The sequence below is a fragment of the Neisseria subflava genome (assembly GCF_003044645.1).
GTDB classification, from domain to species: domain Bacteria; phylum Pseudomonadota; class Gammaproteobacteria; order Burkholderiales; family Neisseriaceae; genus Neisseria; species Neisseria subflava_B.
Genome location: NZ_POXL01000007.1, coordinates 114,432 through 128,295, shown reverse-complemented (window position 1 = coordinate 128,295; position 13,864 = coordinate 114,432). Strand labels below are relative to the sequence as shown.

Here is a 13,864-nt window from a genome sequence, read left to right as displayed (position 1 = left end):
TCAAGGAGATTCACATGAAAGCAATGGTTTATCATGGCGCAAACGACATTCGTTTCGAAGAAAAACCCCGCCCTCAAATTATCGATCCGACCGATGCAGTCGTCAAAATCGTTAAAACCACGATTTGCGGTACTGACTTGGGTATTTGGAAGGGTAAAAACCCTGAAGTTGCCGACGGTCGCATTCTCGGTCATGAGGGTATCGGTATTGTAGAAGAAGTCGGCGATGCTGTAAAAAACATCAAAGTCGGTGATAAAGTCATTATTTCATGTGTCAGCAAATGCTGTACTTGCGACAACTGTAAAATCCAACTTTATTCACACTGCCGCAACGGCGGTTGGATCTTGGGCTATATGATTGACGGCACGCAAGCCGAATACGTCCGTACGCCTTATGCAGACAACAGCTTGGTTCCGCTGCCTGACAACGTCAACGAAGAAGTTGCCCTGCTGTTGAGCGATGCCCTGCCTACCGCCCACGAAATCGGCGTGCAATATGGCGATGTGAAACCTGGCGATACCGTATTCATTGCAGGTGCCGGCCCTGTCGGTATGTCTGCGTTGCTGACTGCACAACTGTATAGCCCTGCCGCCATCATCGTTTGTGATATGGATGAAAACCGTTTGAAACTGGCGAAAGAATTGGGAGCGACCCATACCATCAACCCTGCTTCCGGCGATGTAAGCAAGCAAGTTGCCGACATTGTTGGCGAAGATGGCGTAGATTGCGCCATCGAAGCGGTCGGTATCCCTGCGACTTGGAATATGTGCCAAGATATCGTGAAACCCGGCGGCCATATTGCTGTGGTCGGTGTACATGGTCAATCCGTTGATTTCAAACTGGAAAAACTGTGGATTAAAAACCTTGCCATTACTACCGGCCTGGTTAACGCCAATACCACAGAAATGCTGATGAAAGCCATTTCCAGCAGCTCAGTGGATTACACCAAAATGATGACCCACCATTTCAAATTCAGCGAATTGGAAAAAGCTTACGATGTGTTCAAACACGCTGCTGAAAATCAAGCCATGAAAGTAGTTTTGGAAGCGGATTGATTTGAAAATCGCTTAATATGCCGTTAATTAAAGGCCGTCTGAACATTCAGACGGCCTTTTTGTATGGTTTTATTTTTTCTTCTTCAACCAAACGCCGCTTTCGATATGGTGGGTAAATGGGAATTGGTCGAACAGGGCGGCGCGTTCAATGGTATGGGTTTGACAGAGCGTGTCGAGATTGGCGCGCAGGGTCTCAGGGTTGCAGGAAATATAGAGGACGTTGTCGAATCGGGCAACCAATTTGAGCGTCTCATCATCAACACCGGCGCGTGGAGGATCGACAAAAATAGTTGAAAAATCATAGTTTTTTAAGTCGATACCTTGTTCTTGCAGGCGGCGGAATTCACGGTTTTGCGTGTAGGCCTCGGTAAATTCTTCCGCAGACAGGCGGGCGATTTTGAGATTGGTAATTTGGTTGGCTTCAATATTCCATTGGGCGGCATTGACGGAAGTTTTGGAAACTTCGGTTGCCAGCACCTGATTGAAATGTTGTGAAAGCGGTAGGGTGAAATTGCCGTTGCCGCAGTACAACTCAAGCAGGTCTTTGCCTAGGTTTTTTGCGGCATTACACGCCCACGTCAGCATTTTTTGGCACACTTGGGCATTGGGTTGGGTAAAGCTGCCCTCGATTTGACGATAGCGGAAGGTTTTGCCGTTGACTTCCAACGCTTCGGTCACAAAATCTTGGCTTAATACGATTTTTTGTCCGCGGCTGCGGCCGATGATGTGGATGCCCAAAGTGCGCGCCAGCTCTTGCGCGGCTTGTTGCCATGCTTCGTTCAGCTTCTTGTGGTAAATCATGGTTACCAGCATTTCGCCGCTTAAAGTGGACAAAAATTCGACGGCGTACCAGCGGTTTTTCAGCTCGGGATGATTGGACGCTGCTTCAATCAATTTCGGCATCAAGGTATTGATGGATTCGGACGCAGCAGGAAATTGGTCGCAACGAATCAGGCTTGCCCCACTTGCCTTTTGCCCGCGCTCAAACATGGCGTAAAACATTTCGCCGCCTTCATGCCAGATACGGAACTCGGCGCGCATTCTGTAATGCTGTTCCGGAGATTCAAATACTTCGATTTCAGGGAAATCCAGTCCTTGGAAAAGTTGCTGAAGATATTGCTTTTTGTCGGCTAGTTGTTGCTGGTAGGCAGTCATTGGGGCAGTCTTTCAGAAAATAATGGCGAATTATAATATAGTTGGCGCAAAGATACGAAAGGCCGTCTGAAACATCGGTTTCAGACGGCCTTTGATTTCAAAGCATCAGCTTGTCAATCAGCCTTGCATTTGTTTGGCTTGAACGGCAGTCAGGGCGATGGTGAAGACGATGTCTTCAATCAATGCGCCGCGGGACAAGTCGTTAACCGGTTTGCGCAAACCTTGCAACAACGGGCCTACGCTCAGGACGTTGGCGCTGCGTTGTACGGCTTTGTAAGTACAGTTGCCGGTATTGAGGTCTGGGAAAACCAAAACGGTTGCTTGACCGGCAACAGCGCTGCCTGGAGCTTTGGATTTGCCGATAGATGGAACGGTAGCTGCATCGTATTGCAACGGACCTTCGATGGCCAAATCAGGGCGTTTTTCATTAGCCAGTTTGGTTGCTTCGATTACTGCATCGACATCAGGGCCGCTGCCTGAGTTGATGGTAGAGTAGGAAATCATGGCTACTTTTGGATCGATACCGAAAGCTTTGGCGCTGTCGGCAGATTGGATGGCGATATCGGCCAGTTGTTCAGGCGTTGGGTTCGGGTTAACCGCGCAGTCGCCGAATGCCAAAACTTGGTTAGGCAGCAACATAAAGAATACGCTGGATACGAGGCTTGCACCCGGAGCGGTTTTAATCAGTTGCAGGGCAGGACGGATGGTGTTGGCAGTGGTGTGGACTGCACCGGAAACCAAACCGTCTACGTCGTTTTGAGCCATCATCATGGTACCCAGTACGACGGTGTCTTGCAGCTGTTTGCGTGCATCTTCAGGAGTCAGGCCTTTGGATTTGCGCAATTCGCACATTGGCTCGACATATTGCTCAACCAAAGAAGCAGGATCAATGATTTCCAAAGAATCAGGCAGGGAGATGCCGCGTTCTTTCGCTACGGCTTCAACTTCTTCGCGGGTCGCCAACAGTACGCAACGGGCGATGCCTTTTTCGTGACAGATAGCGGCAGCGGCGACGGTGCGTGGTTCTGCGCCTTCAGGCAGGACGATGCGCATATCAGCTTTGCGTGCGAAATCGATCAGGTTGTAACGGAATTGGGCTGGAGACAGGCGTTTGGCTTCGCGTTTGGCCAAAGCGGATACGTCTTGCAGTTTGTCGCTGGAGCCGAAGAAAGTCAGGCCGGTTTGCTCGGCAACTTGTGCGCCTAAAGCAGCGGCTGCGCCGTCAATGATAAAGCCTTCCAATAAGCCCGGGGCGTTGGTGTAGAGCTGTTTGGCGAGGTTTAATTGTTGGGTGACGGCGGCTGCGTCGGTGTTGTCGGATTTTAGCGCCAAGACAACGCCTGCGTCCAAAGACAGTGCCAATTCAACGTTTTTGCCTGCCAAGAACAATTTGTCTGCATCAGGAGTGATGCCTTCGATAACGAGGTTATCTGCGTTCAATGCTGCAACTTTACCGACAAGTGCGTCAAACCAGTCGTCGCTCTTGCCTTGAGCCAACAGGGCTTCTGTAGTGGAGTCAACGGCTTGGAAAACTTGCGCGTTCAATGCCGCTGCGAATGCTTTTGCCGCTGCATCGGCGCTCAGGCCGGTAGATACCGGTGCGATCAGGATTTTTGCCATTTTGTGTCCTCTCTTTCGTTAATTGTAGAAGGGTGTTGCTGGGGCGCAGCTGGTGCTGCATTTTAACACTTCAGGATTGAAGTTTCTTTAATATATTCACGGTCATATTGACATATGTCATCAGGCCGTCTGAAAAGTATAAACGCAATGGACCAAATCCATCAATCCCCTATTGCCGCCAAAAGCTCGGCTTGATGCTCGGCAATCAGGGCATTGGTAATTTCTTCCAAATCGCCGTCCATCACAAAATCCAGCTTGTGCAGGGTAAGGTTGATGCGGTGGTCGGTCACGCGGCCTTGTGGGTAGTTGTAGGTGCGGATGCGTTCGCTGCGGTCGCCGCTGCCGATCAGGGATTTGCGTTCGGCGGCTTCTTTGGCTTGGGCTTCGCGTTTTTGTGCGTCATTTAAGCGGGCGGCGAGGACTTTCATCGCCTGTGCCTTGTTGGCGTGTTGGCTGCGGCCGTCTTGGCATTCGACTACCATGCCGGTGGGCAGGTGGGTAATGCGGACGGCGGAGTCGGTTTTGTTGATGTGCTGACCGCCGGCACCGGATGCGCGGAAGGTGTCGATGCGCAGATCGGCCGGGTTCAACTCGATGTCTTCCAGTTCGTCCGCTTCGGGCATGACGGCGACGGTACAGGCTGAAGTGTGGATACGGCCTTGGCTTTCGGTGGCAGGAACACGTTGCACGCGGTGGCCGCCGGATTCAAATTTCAGACGGCTGTATGCACCCAAGCCGATAATGCGGGCGATGACTTCTTTATAGCCGCCTAATTCGCTTTCGTTGGCGGAAACGATTTCAACCTGCCAGCGGTTGCGCTCGGCGTAGCGGCTGTACATACGCAGCAAATCGCCTGCAAACAGCGCGGCTTCGTCGCCGCCGGTACCGGCGCGCACTTCGATAAAGATGTTTTTGTCGTCATCGGCATCTTTTGGCAGCAGCAGTTTTTGCAATTCGGTATCGAGTTCGTCGATTTTGGCTTTGGCCGCTTCGATTTCTTCGGCGGCAAAGTCTTTCATTTCAGGGTCGGACAGCATTTCTTCGGCATCCGCCAAGTCGCTTTGCGCCAGCTGATAGTTTTGGAAGACTTCGACGACGGGGGTCAGTTCGGCGTGTTCGCGTGTGAGTTTGCGGTAGTTGTCCATGTCAGACGTGGCTTCAGGCTGTCCGAGCAGGTGCGTGACTTCTTCCAGTCGGTCGCTGAGTTGTTGTAGTTTTTCTAAGATAGACGGCTTCATAAATTTTCCAAAATACGGATGCCGTCGAGTGGTCTGCAACGGCGAAATAAGGAGTCATTATAATGGGTTTGAATGAAAATTCAACAAGATATGATTGATTGGAAAGGCCGTCTGAAACTTGTTTTTGAGTTTCAGACGGCCTTTTTCATATGGGCTTATTTAGGAGCAGCCAAGATGCCTGTTTGGTTCAGCAGGAACAAAACGGTAAAGCCGGTCAAATAAATCAAACCGATAATGGCGAGGAAATTCATGCCCATGGTCAGTTTGTGGCGTTTGTCGCCTTTGACGAGGCGGTAGTTCAGCCAAGCGAACACAGGGGCGGCAACGAAGGCGGTGATCATGGCGAATTTGAGCAACTCAGCCATTGCGCTGTTGAACCAGAAAATCACTGCCAAGCCTGAGCCTGCGACCCAAATGTTCCAAGCAAACAGTTCGACATTGCCGGTTTTGTCTTTACCGCGCAACAGGCGTACCGGTTCGGCAATCGCGCGCGCGTAGCCGTCTACTACGGTAATGGTGGTGCCGTACATGCAGGCGAAGGCGATAAATGCCACTAATGGACGAGACCAGTCGCCGATGGTCACGGCGTACATATTAATCAGCTGGCCGACATATTTGCCACCGGCCATTTGCACTTCCTCGCCGTTGCCGTATTGTACATATGCACCCAAGGCGAGGAAAACGACCGCCAAAATCGCGCTGGTAATGTAGCCGACGTTGAAGTCGAAAATACCGTCGCGGTAGCTGGAAGGGTTGATGCGTTGTTTTTCAGTTACCCACAAAGAGTTGATGGCGGAAATTTCAATCGGCGCAGGCATCCAGCCCATCAGCGCGATTAAGAAGCCCAAGCCGGTCAGCGTCCATGGGGTAGGCTCGATAAAGTCGGGTTTCATCTGCATGCCGCGAGACATGGCCACGGCTGCCGCGGCGACGGTGGCAATAGTCAGGCTGACGATGATGATTTTGGAAACGTTGTCCAATGCTTTATAGCGGCCGCTTGCCAAAATCAGCAGGCAGGAAGCCATAATCATGGCGGACACTATGCCAGTATCGAGAGTCAGCGACGGGATCGCCATTTTGACGATGGCGGCGGTAACGATGGCGACTGCACCGGCATTAATCGTTGCCGATGCAATACACAAAATCAAAAATACCCACAAATAAACGCGGCTTTTTTCGGCATAGCCCTCAATCAGGCTTTTGCCCGTGTCCAGCGTGTAATGTGCGCTGAAGCGGAAAAAAGGGTATTTGAACAGGTTGGTCAGAATAATGATCAGCGCAAGCTGCCAGCCGTAAAGTGCGCCTGCCTGCGTGGAGGCAATCAGGTGCGAGCCGCCGACAGCTGCCGAAGCCATCATAATACCCGGGCCGAGAGCATTGATTTTGCTCTTCCAGGTGGAAGCGTGTGTATGTTGTTCAGCCATAATTAGTTTCCGCCTTTTTCAGACGGCCTTATTATCAAAAAAAGGCATATTTTAACGTAAATAAAAAGTTTGCCCAATAATATGCGTAATACTTTTTATCAATCAAAGGGAAAATACGGTGTTAAAAAGCCGAGATGACGGAGTGAGCGATATTTTGTGCCAAAAACATTTTTTCAGATGGCCTTGTATCGCTTTTTATTCATGAATATGGGGTAGGGAGGGCAGAGTGTGTCGGTTTGGAAACGAAATGGCTGGGCGAGGCTTTTTGATGCCTTGAGGTCGGCATATTAAGGGGAAGTATGGAGCAGGGAATCCACGTTTTGCTCGGTTATTTCAGCCAGTTGTGTCAGCGGTATGCTGCGCAATTCGGCGGCAATTTCGGCGATACGTCGGATGTTGGCTGGTGTATTGGTTTCGTGGCCGAGCATAAAGGGGCTGTCGGTTTCGAGAACGAAATCCCTGTCGTTTAAAGCTTGTAAGGCGGCACGGACTTTTTTTGCATTGGGATTGAGCAGCAGCGAGCCTATGCCGATTTTAAAGCCGAGTTTCACCAAAATCTCTGCTTCTTCTACGCTGCCGGAGAAGGCGTGAACGATACCGCCTCGTGTGAAACCGGCGGTTTTAACAGCGGCGGCAATGGCGGCGGTGGCTTTCAGATTATGGATGATGACGCGGCGGTTGAGGTGTTGGGCGAGGATGAGTTGGCGGATAAATATGTCGATTTGCGTGTCGCGTTGCGCTTGGGTTTGCTCTTTGCCATAAAAATCCAAGCCGATTTCGCCAACCCATGCTTGCGGATGCCGGATTAATTCGGACTCTAACTCTTGGAATGCCGCTTCGTTGAGGCCGTCTGAAAACCATGGATGAATGCCCAAAGCGATATGGATGTTTTCAGACGGCCTTTCCAACTGCGCAACGGAATGCCAATCTTTGGGGGATGTGGCCGGTACGATAAAACGCGCCACGCCGGCGGCTTGCGCTTCGGCAAGCACGGCAGGCAGCATGTCGGCAAGTTTGGGATCGGCAAGATGGCAGTGGGTGTCGGTGAAAGTCATGTTTAATGGCGGTTACAGCAGATTTAATTGTCGCAATTCCTGTTGCACCTTATCTGCATTCCAGTCATGAGATACGGCGAGGGTCATCAGCGCAGTGGCGGTTTCGAGATTGCATTTGCCGCCGTTGATGATACCTGCCTGACGCAAAGCATCGCCTTGGGCATAGACGGCGGCGGCACAACCTTGCGGCACTTGGCTGATGTTGAGCAGCAATTTGCCTTGTTGCGTAAAGGCTTGGACGGCTCGGACAAACGCATCGTTGCTCGGCGCATTGCCGTGGCCGTAGCTTTGCAGAATCAGGGCTTTGGCGGGAAGATGGGGCAGGCCGTCTGAAAGTTCTTGCGCGGCATAACCGGGAATCAGCGTGCGGACGGAAACTTTGGCTTCAGGATTTGGAAGACGCGGCTTGAGGCCGTCTGAATGGTCGGTCGGGGCGGTACGGATATTGTGCCAACCTTTGTTTTCCTCCCATTCGGCGAGCGCGCCAAAATGTAGGTTGTCAAAACCTGCGGCGGTTTCCGTGCTGACTTTGCTGCTGCCGACGGCTGGGAAGAGCTTGCCGTCAAAGGCAATCGCCACTTGTTTGAGTTTGAGTGAGAAAGCGGAAACGGCGGTAGCAAGGTTGTGCGGCGCATCGCTGTTTGCGGCATCGTAAGGCCATTGTGAGCCGGTCAGGATAATAGGTTTGTCCAAACTTTGCAGCGCTAGGGCGAAGAGATTGGCAGTGTATGCCATGGTATCCGTGCCGTGTAGCACCAAAATGCCGTCATAGTCAGGCAGTTTGGCGATAATAAGCTCCAGCCAGTTGCGTTGGTTTTGCAGCGTTACCGCGGAAGAATCGATGAGCGGCTGACAAACGTGCCATTCGAAATCAAGGCTGTCTGAAAAGGGAGCAAGGGCTTTATCGACGAGTGCGGTATCGGGACGCAGGCCGGCGCTGCTTTGGGTCATGCCGATGGTGCCGCCGGTGTAGAGGACGAAGATTTTTTGTTTCATGGTGTTTCTGATGAATGATTGAGGCCGTCTGAAAGCGGGAAAGTGTTTCAGACGGCCTGGAATGGTTTATTGATTGGCTTGTTTTTTGGCTTTTGCAGCGCGTTTTTCGTGCAGTTTTTCACGGAAGAAGGTGTGGCGGCGGTGTTTTCTCCACCAAATCCAGCCGACAATAACTGCACCAATGCCCAGTACGGTAAAGATACCGGATTGCAGGCTGTGCATTTTTTTCATTAGCCAGTCGGTATTGCGTGCGCCGTATTCGCCCAGATAAATCCAAACCGGAACAGAAATCAGCGCGGCCAAGCCATCCATCAGGATAAAGCGCAGGTAGGAAACCTTACGGCTGATGCCGGCGGTCACGAAAACAGCGGTACGCAGGCCGGGCAGGAAACGGGCGACGAATAAAACCCAGTTGCCGTATTTGTCGAATTTTTCCTGTACTTGGGCATAGCGTTTGGGCGTCATCACACGTGCAATCGGTTTGAATTTAAGGATTTTTTGCCCCCAAATCCGGCCGGCCGCAAACATAAAGCCGTCACCGGCCAATACGCCGAGCATGCCGACAAGAAACATAATATGAGAGTTGGTATAACCCAGGCCGGAAATCACGCCGCCGGTTACCAGCGTCAAATCTTCAGGAATCGGCACGCCGAAGCCGCAAATAACCAAAACGAAAAACACGGCTGCATAGCCGTATTCAACGAAAAAAGATTCTAAAATTGCAAACATGGCCGCTGTCCCACGATAAATATTGATTGATGACTGGATTAAGTCGGAATTTTACCAAAGATAAGGCCGTCTGAAAGCAATCACAAGCAGATATTGTTTAAATTTGACGGTAGTTTGCAAAAAATCTCAAAATTCGGACGTGGAAAGTTGGGATTTGAACAGATTTGGCAGGTACAATAGCCGCTGGTTTATCTTTCAAACCCGAAATGGCAGTCTGTTTTCAGACGGCCTGTTCAGGAAAATGAAATCATGAAATACAGAGATTTGCGAGAATTTATAGCCGGATTGGAAGCTGATGGCAAACTCAAGCGCATTCAGCATTCGGTGTCGCCGCATTTGGAAATGACCGAAATCGCCGACCGCGTGCTGCGTGCCGAAGGGCCGGCGTTGTTGTTTGAAAACCCGATTAAGCCTGATGGTACGCGTTATGATTATCCTGTCTTGGCGAATCTGTTCGGTACGCCCGAACGTGTGGCGCTGGGCATGGGTGCGGACAGTGTGTCCAAGCTGCGTGAAATCGGGCAGACGTTGGCGTATCTGAAAGAACCCGAACCGCCCAAAGGCATTAAAGACGCGTTTTCCAAACTGCCGTTGCTGAAAGATATTTGGAGCATGGCGCCGAACGTGGTGAAAAACGCGCCGTGTCAGGAAATCGTGTGGGAAGGTGAAGACGTTGATTTGTATAAACTTCCGATTCAGCATTGTTGGCCGGAAGACGTTGCGCCGCTGGTAACGTGGGGCTTGACCGTCACGCGTGGACCGCACAAAAAACGCCAGAATTTAGGTATTTACCGCCAGCAATTAATCGGCAAAAACAAGCTGGTTATGCGCTGGTTGTCGCATCGCGGCGGCGCGTTGGATTATCAGGAATTCCGCAAACTCAATCCCGATACGCCGTATCCCGTCGCCGTCGTGCTCGGCTGCGACCCTGCCACCATTTTGGGCGCGGTAACGCCCGTTCCCGATACCTTGAGCGAATACCAGTTTGCCGGACTGCTGCGCGGTTCGCGGACGGAACTGGTGAAATGTATCGGCAACGATTTGCAAGTGCCCGCACGTGCCGAAATCGTACTGGAAGGCGTTATTCATCCGAACGAAACCGCGCTGGAAGGCCCGTACGGCGACCACACCGGCTATTACAACGAGCAGGACCATTTCCCCGTATTCACGGTCGAACGCATCACCATGCGCGAAAACCCGATTTACCACTCCACCTACACAGGCAAACCGCCCGATGAACCAGCCGTTTTGGGCGTGGCGTTGAACGAAGTGTTCGTACCGCTTTTGCAAAAGCAGTTCCCCGAAATTACCGATTTCTACCTGCCGCCCGAAGGTTGTTCCTACCGCATGGCGGTGGTCAGCATGAAAAAACAGTACGCCGGACACGCCAAGCGCGTGATGATGGGTTGCTGGTCGTTCCTGCGCCAGTTTATGTACACCAAATTCATCATCGTGGTCGATGACGATGTAAACGTGCGCGACTGGAAAGAAGTCATCTGGGCGGTAACCACGCGCATGGACCCAGTACGCGACACTGTTTTGATGGAAAATACACCTATTGACTACCTCGACTTCGCTAGCCCCTTCAGCGGACTCGGTGGCAAAATGGGTTTGGATGCGACCAACAAATGGCCGGGTGAAACCGACCGCGAATGGGGGCGTGTGATCAAAAAAGACCCTGCCGTTACGGCCAAAATCGATGAGATTTGGGAGCATTTGGGTTTGTAGATGTCGGATTTATTGGAATTTCTACTTCAAATATTGATGGAAATAATTGGGTCTATGTTTGAGGGTACGATAGAAATATTGAGGCTCGATTGGAGAAAAAGAAAACTCTCCAAAAAAGGCTTGATAATGTTGGCCATATGGTTTGTCATCATTGTTGCACTGATTGCGTATATAGTCATTCCTAAGTAAACATCTTATTCTGACAATGTATCTGTTAAAAGGCCGTCTGAAACTTTTTGGGTTTCAGACGGCCTTTGATTTGAAAACCTAGCGTGGTTTGAGCCACTTCCATTGTTCTTGTATGGTTTCTTGCAGGGCTTTTTGTTTTTCTGCCGGCGTGTTCATGCCATTGGTCAAGCGGCTGTAATCAAGGGTAATGGAAGGGTTTTGTACGGTTCCGCCGATTTTGAGGGGAATCGGTTTGTTTTTAGGTTGCAGTACATTGCTGATAAGCAGGTTTTCGGACAGCTTTTGGGTATTCAAATCGGTATAGCCGCTGCTGACAACGTGCAGGCTGTCGGAAAACAGTTCGGTGTTGATATGATGGCTGATGCCTTTCTCAATTTCACTATTAAGAATGAAATGATGGAAAGGGGTTTTAAGGTTGCTGTTGTCTATTTTCTCCGAAGAGATGCCGTTTTTCAGAATGCTGTCCATATCGATACCGTGCCATGCGCCGTTGGTAATATCGAGGAGCAGGCTGCCGTTTAGGACTTGTATCATTTGAGCGCGGTCGTTACCGGAAGTTTGAATGTCGATAACGGCGTCGCCGCTGCCGCTGAAGCTGTGGAAGCCGAATAAGTCTTGTAGCAGCGGCTGAATTTGTATGCCTTTTGCGTTTTGTTGGAGGTGGTAGGAAGCGGGTTGGGTGGCCGCAATACTCAGGCCGCCCTCGGTTTTGCCACCATAAAGCCCGGCTTTGAAACGGTGCAGGGCGATATGTTCTTTATCGGCGGTGAGCAGGGATTCGACGTTTTCTAATTGCAGGCCGGCAGTTTGAATGCTGCCAATTTGGAGGTTGGCCTCAATGTCGGGCAACCAGGATTTGGCCAGCAGGGAAGGAAGGTTCAGTGATGGCTGGGTTTTCAGATCTTCCAAGTAAGGAGTCAGATTGAGTTTTTGTAAGGCGATACCGGCGTCAAGGTGCGGACGCGGTTGGGCATCGCGTTGGTATTTAAAGGCCACGGCAAGGGCTTGTCTGTCAAATGCGCCTTTCAGACGGCCTTCCCATGTATTGAGGCTGAAATTGGCCTGTCCTTCAAGGGTGCTGATGAATCGGGGGCGGGGAAGGCGGTTGATGGTGTCTTGCAGGGTGCTGAGGTGCAGTTTGGACGCTTCGATGCCTTTGCCTTTTTGCCAAACCAATGGGCTGGAAAAGGTAAAGTTGGTTTGGAGGCGGTCGTTTTTATAGCTGCCTTTGAGTTCAAAATTGGTGGCGGTCAAAACGGTTGGATAGAGGTTGGTTTTGTCCAGTTTGAATGAACCGTCCCATTGATTGTTTTCGCTGCCGGCGGTCAATGCGCCGTTGAGTGTGTTGAGGTGCAAATAGCCGTTTTTGAATTGCAAGAGGGGAGAACGTGCGTTGATATGCAAGTTTTGATAGTCGCTTTCGGCTTGCAGATTGAAGTCGCGGAGTAGGGCGGTTTGGTTTTGCCAATTAAGGCTGCCTGCGATTTGGGCATCCAGCTTGTTTTTGAGTAATACGGTTTGTAGGTTCAGCTTAAGGGCGGGAACACTCCAACCGGCATTGTTGGGTACCAGATAGCCTGCGCCCTGCCAACTGATGGGGTTACCGATATTTTGCAGTGTGCCGCTGATGTCGAAGGGACGGCCGTCTGAATCGGCTCTGCGTAGGGAAAATTGCAGATCGTTTAAGGCAATATCTTGTTCTTTATTGTGATAGCGGATGCTGCCGCTATTGATGATGACGCGGTTGAGCTGGAAGCTTTCTTTTGATGCATGGTTTTGTTGCAGGCAGGCAGGCAGGTGGTTTTTGGGACCCAGCGTCAGAGACGGATTGGAAAGAATCCATTTTTCAAGAATGGGGGCGTCTGACCATAGGCTGCTCCAGCCAAAGCCCATTTTGGATTCGGCAATGTTCAGAGTCGGCGTATCGGGTTCGGAAGATGAAAGGCTGAGGTCTTTTAAAATAAGCGTAGGGCGCGGCAGCCATTTTCTGCCGATAGTGGCGTTGTATTTGATTTGGCAGCCATGGGCGGAAAAGTTTTTTTGTATGAATGCGTCGATGTTTTCTGTGTTGAATATGCGGAACATTAAGGCACTCAATACCGCCGCTAGGCATAAAAGCACGGCAATGCTGAAAACCAGGGTTTTCAGCCAAAATTTTCCTGAGTGCAACATGGAATGAACAGACAATTCAGATTCTCGCTTTGATGGGAGCTTTAAGGAGTGATTGGAAGTTTAAGCCTTGCTGCTTAAGCGTGTGGAAGTATAACACAGAGCGTGGGCCTGTGTTTCAGACGGCATCGGTATGTTAATAAAAAACACCGCCCGAAGGCGGTGTTGATTTAAGCATAAATTATTTACGCAGACCCAAGCGGGTAATCAGTGTACGGTAAGTATCAGGCTGAGTACGGCGCAGGTAAGACAGCAGGCGACGACGTTGGCTAACCATTTTCAACAGGCCGCGACGGCTGTGGTGGTCTTTAGGGTTGGCTTTGAAGTGAGGAGTCAGGTCGTTGATACGGAAAGTCAACAGAGCGACTTGTACTTCAGAAGAACCGGTATCGCCTTCTTTGCGTTGGAAATCTTTAACAATTTGTGCTTTTTGTTCTACGGTCAATGCCATGATGGATAACTCCGAAAATAAAAGAACCTTTTCAGGTTCGGACAAGTTTGCCAAG

General features: G+C 50.7%; 11 protein-coding genes. 2 read left to right on the top strand and 9 right to left on the bottom strand.

Annotated features, from left to right (window positions below):
* Window positions 1-14 precede the first annotated feature (14 nt).
* Window positions 15-1,055 carry a zinc-dependent alcohol dehydrogenase family protein gene (locus tag DBY97_RS08950; protein ID WP_107858123.1) on the top strand — a complete coding sequence of 347 codons (1,041 nt, stop codon included), beginning with the start codon at window positions 15-17 and terminating at the stop codon, window positions 1,053-1,055.
* Window positions 1,056-1,124: 69 nt separating this feature from the next.
* On the opposite strand, the gene trmA is transcribed toward DBY97_RS08950, so the two are convergent.
* From trmA to DBY97_RS08915, 7 genes are all read right to left on the bottom strand, one after another.
* A complete protein-coding gene (trmA, locus tag DBY97_RS08945; protein ID WP_107858122.1) occupies window positions 1,125-2,210 on the bottom strand; it encodes a tRNA (uridine(54)-C5)-methyltransferase TrmA in 1,086 nt (361 codons plus the stop codon).
* 117 nt (window positions 2,211-2,327) lie between these two features.
* Entirely contained in the window at window positions 2,328-3,830 is a 1,503-nt protein-coding gene (gene pta / locus DBY97_RS08940; RefSeq protein WP_107858121.1) for a phosphate acetyltransferase, read from the bottom strand.
* A 161-nt stretch (window positions 3,831-3,991) separates the two neighbouring features.
* A complete protein-coding gene (prfA, locus tag DBY97_RS08935) occupies window positions 3,992-5,068 on the bottom strand; it encodes a peptide chain release factor 1 (protein ID WP_107858120.1) in 1,077 nt (358 codons plus the stop codon).
* 155 nt (window positions 5,069-5,223) lie between these two features.
* Complete coding sequence (locus DBY97_RS08930; RefSeq protein ID WP_107858119.1) at window positions 5,224-6,492, bottom strand: NRAMP family divalent metal transporter; 1,269 nt, start codon at window positions 6,490-6,492, stop codon at window positions 5,224-5,226.
* A 287-nt stretch (window positions 6,493-6,779) separates the two neighbouring features.
* A complete protein-coding gene (locus tag DBY97_RS08925) occupies window positions 6,780-7,547 on the bottom strand; it encodes a TatD family hydrolase (RefSeq protein ID WP_107858118.1) in 768 nt (255 codons plus the stop codon).
* A 12-nt stretch (window positions 7,548-7,559) separates the two neighbouring features.
* The gene (locus tag DBY97_RS08920) at window positions 7,560-8,543 is read right to left on the bottom strand and encodes an asparaginase (RefSeq protein ID WP_107858117.1); all 984 of its coding nucleotides are present in this window, start codon (window positions 8,541-8,543) and stop codon (window positions 7,560-7,562) included.
* Between the two features lie 66 nt (window positions 8,544-8,609).
* The gene (locus DBY97_RS08915) at window positions 8,610-9,272 is read right to left on the bottom strand and encodes a DedA family protein (protein ID WP_107858116.1); all 663 of its coding nucleotides are present in this window, start codon (window positions 9,270-9,272) and stop codon (window positions 8,610-8,612) included.
* Between the two features lie 249 nt (window positions 9,273-9,521).
* Between DBY97_RS08915 and ubiD the strand changes: the two genes are divergently transcribed.
* Window positions 9,522-11,000, top strand: a complete 1,479-nt coding sequence (gene ubiD, locus DBY97_RS08910) for a 4-hydroxy-3-polyprenylbenzoate decarboxylase (RefSeq protein WP_107858115.1) — start codon at window positions 9,522-9,524, stop codon at window positions 10,998-11,000.
* Window positions 11,001-11,267: 267 nt separating this feature from the next.
* On the opposite strand, the gene DBY97_RS08900 is transcribed toward ubiD, so the two are convergent.
* Both DBY97_RS08900 and rpsO read right to left on the bottom strand, forming a co-directional pair.
* Window positions 11,268-13,361 (bottom strand): AsmA family protein, encoded by a 2,094-nt coding sequence (locus DBY97_RS08900; RefSeq protein WP_107858113.1) that lies wholly within the window; start codon window positions 13,359-13,361, stop codon window positions 11,268-11,270.
* Between the two features lie 178 nt (window positions 13,362-13,539).
* Entirely contained in the window at window positions 13,540-13,809 is a 270-nt protein-coding gene (gene rpsO / locus DBY97_RS08895; RefSeq protein WP_003679932.1) for a 30S ribosomal protein S15, read from the bottom strand.
* Window positions 13,810-13,864 lie beyond the last annotated feature (55 nt).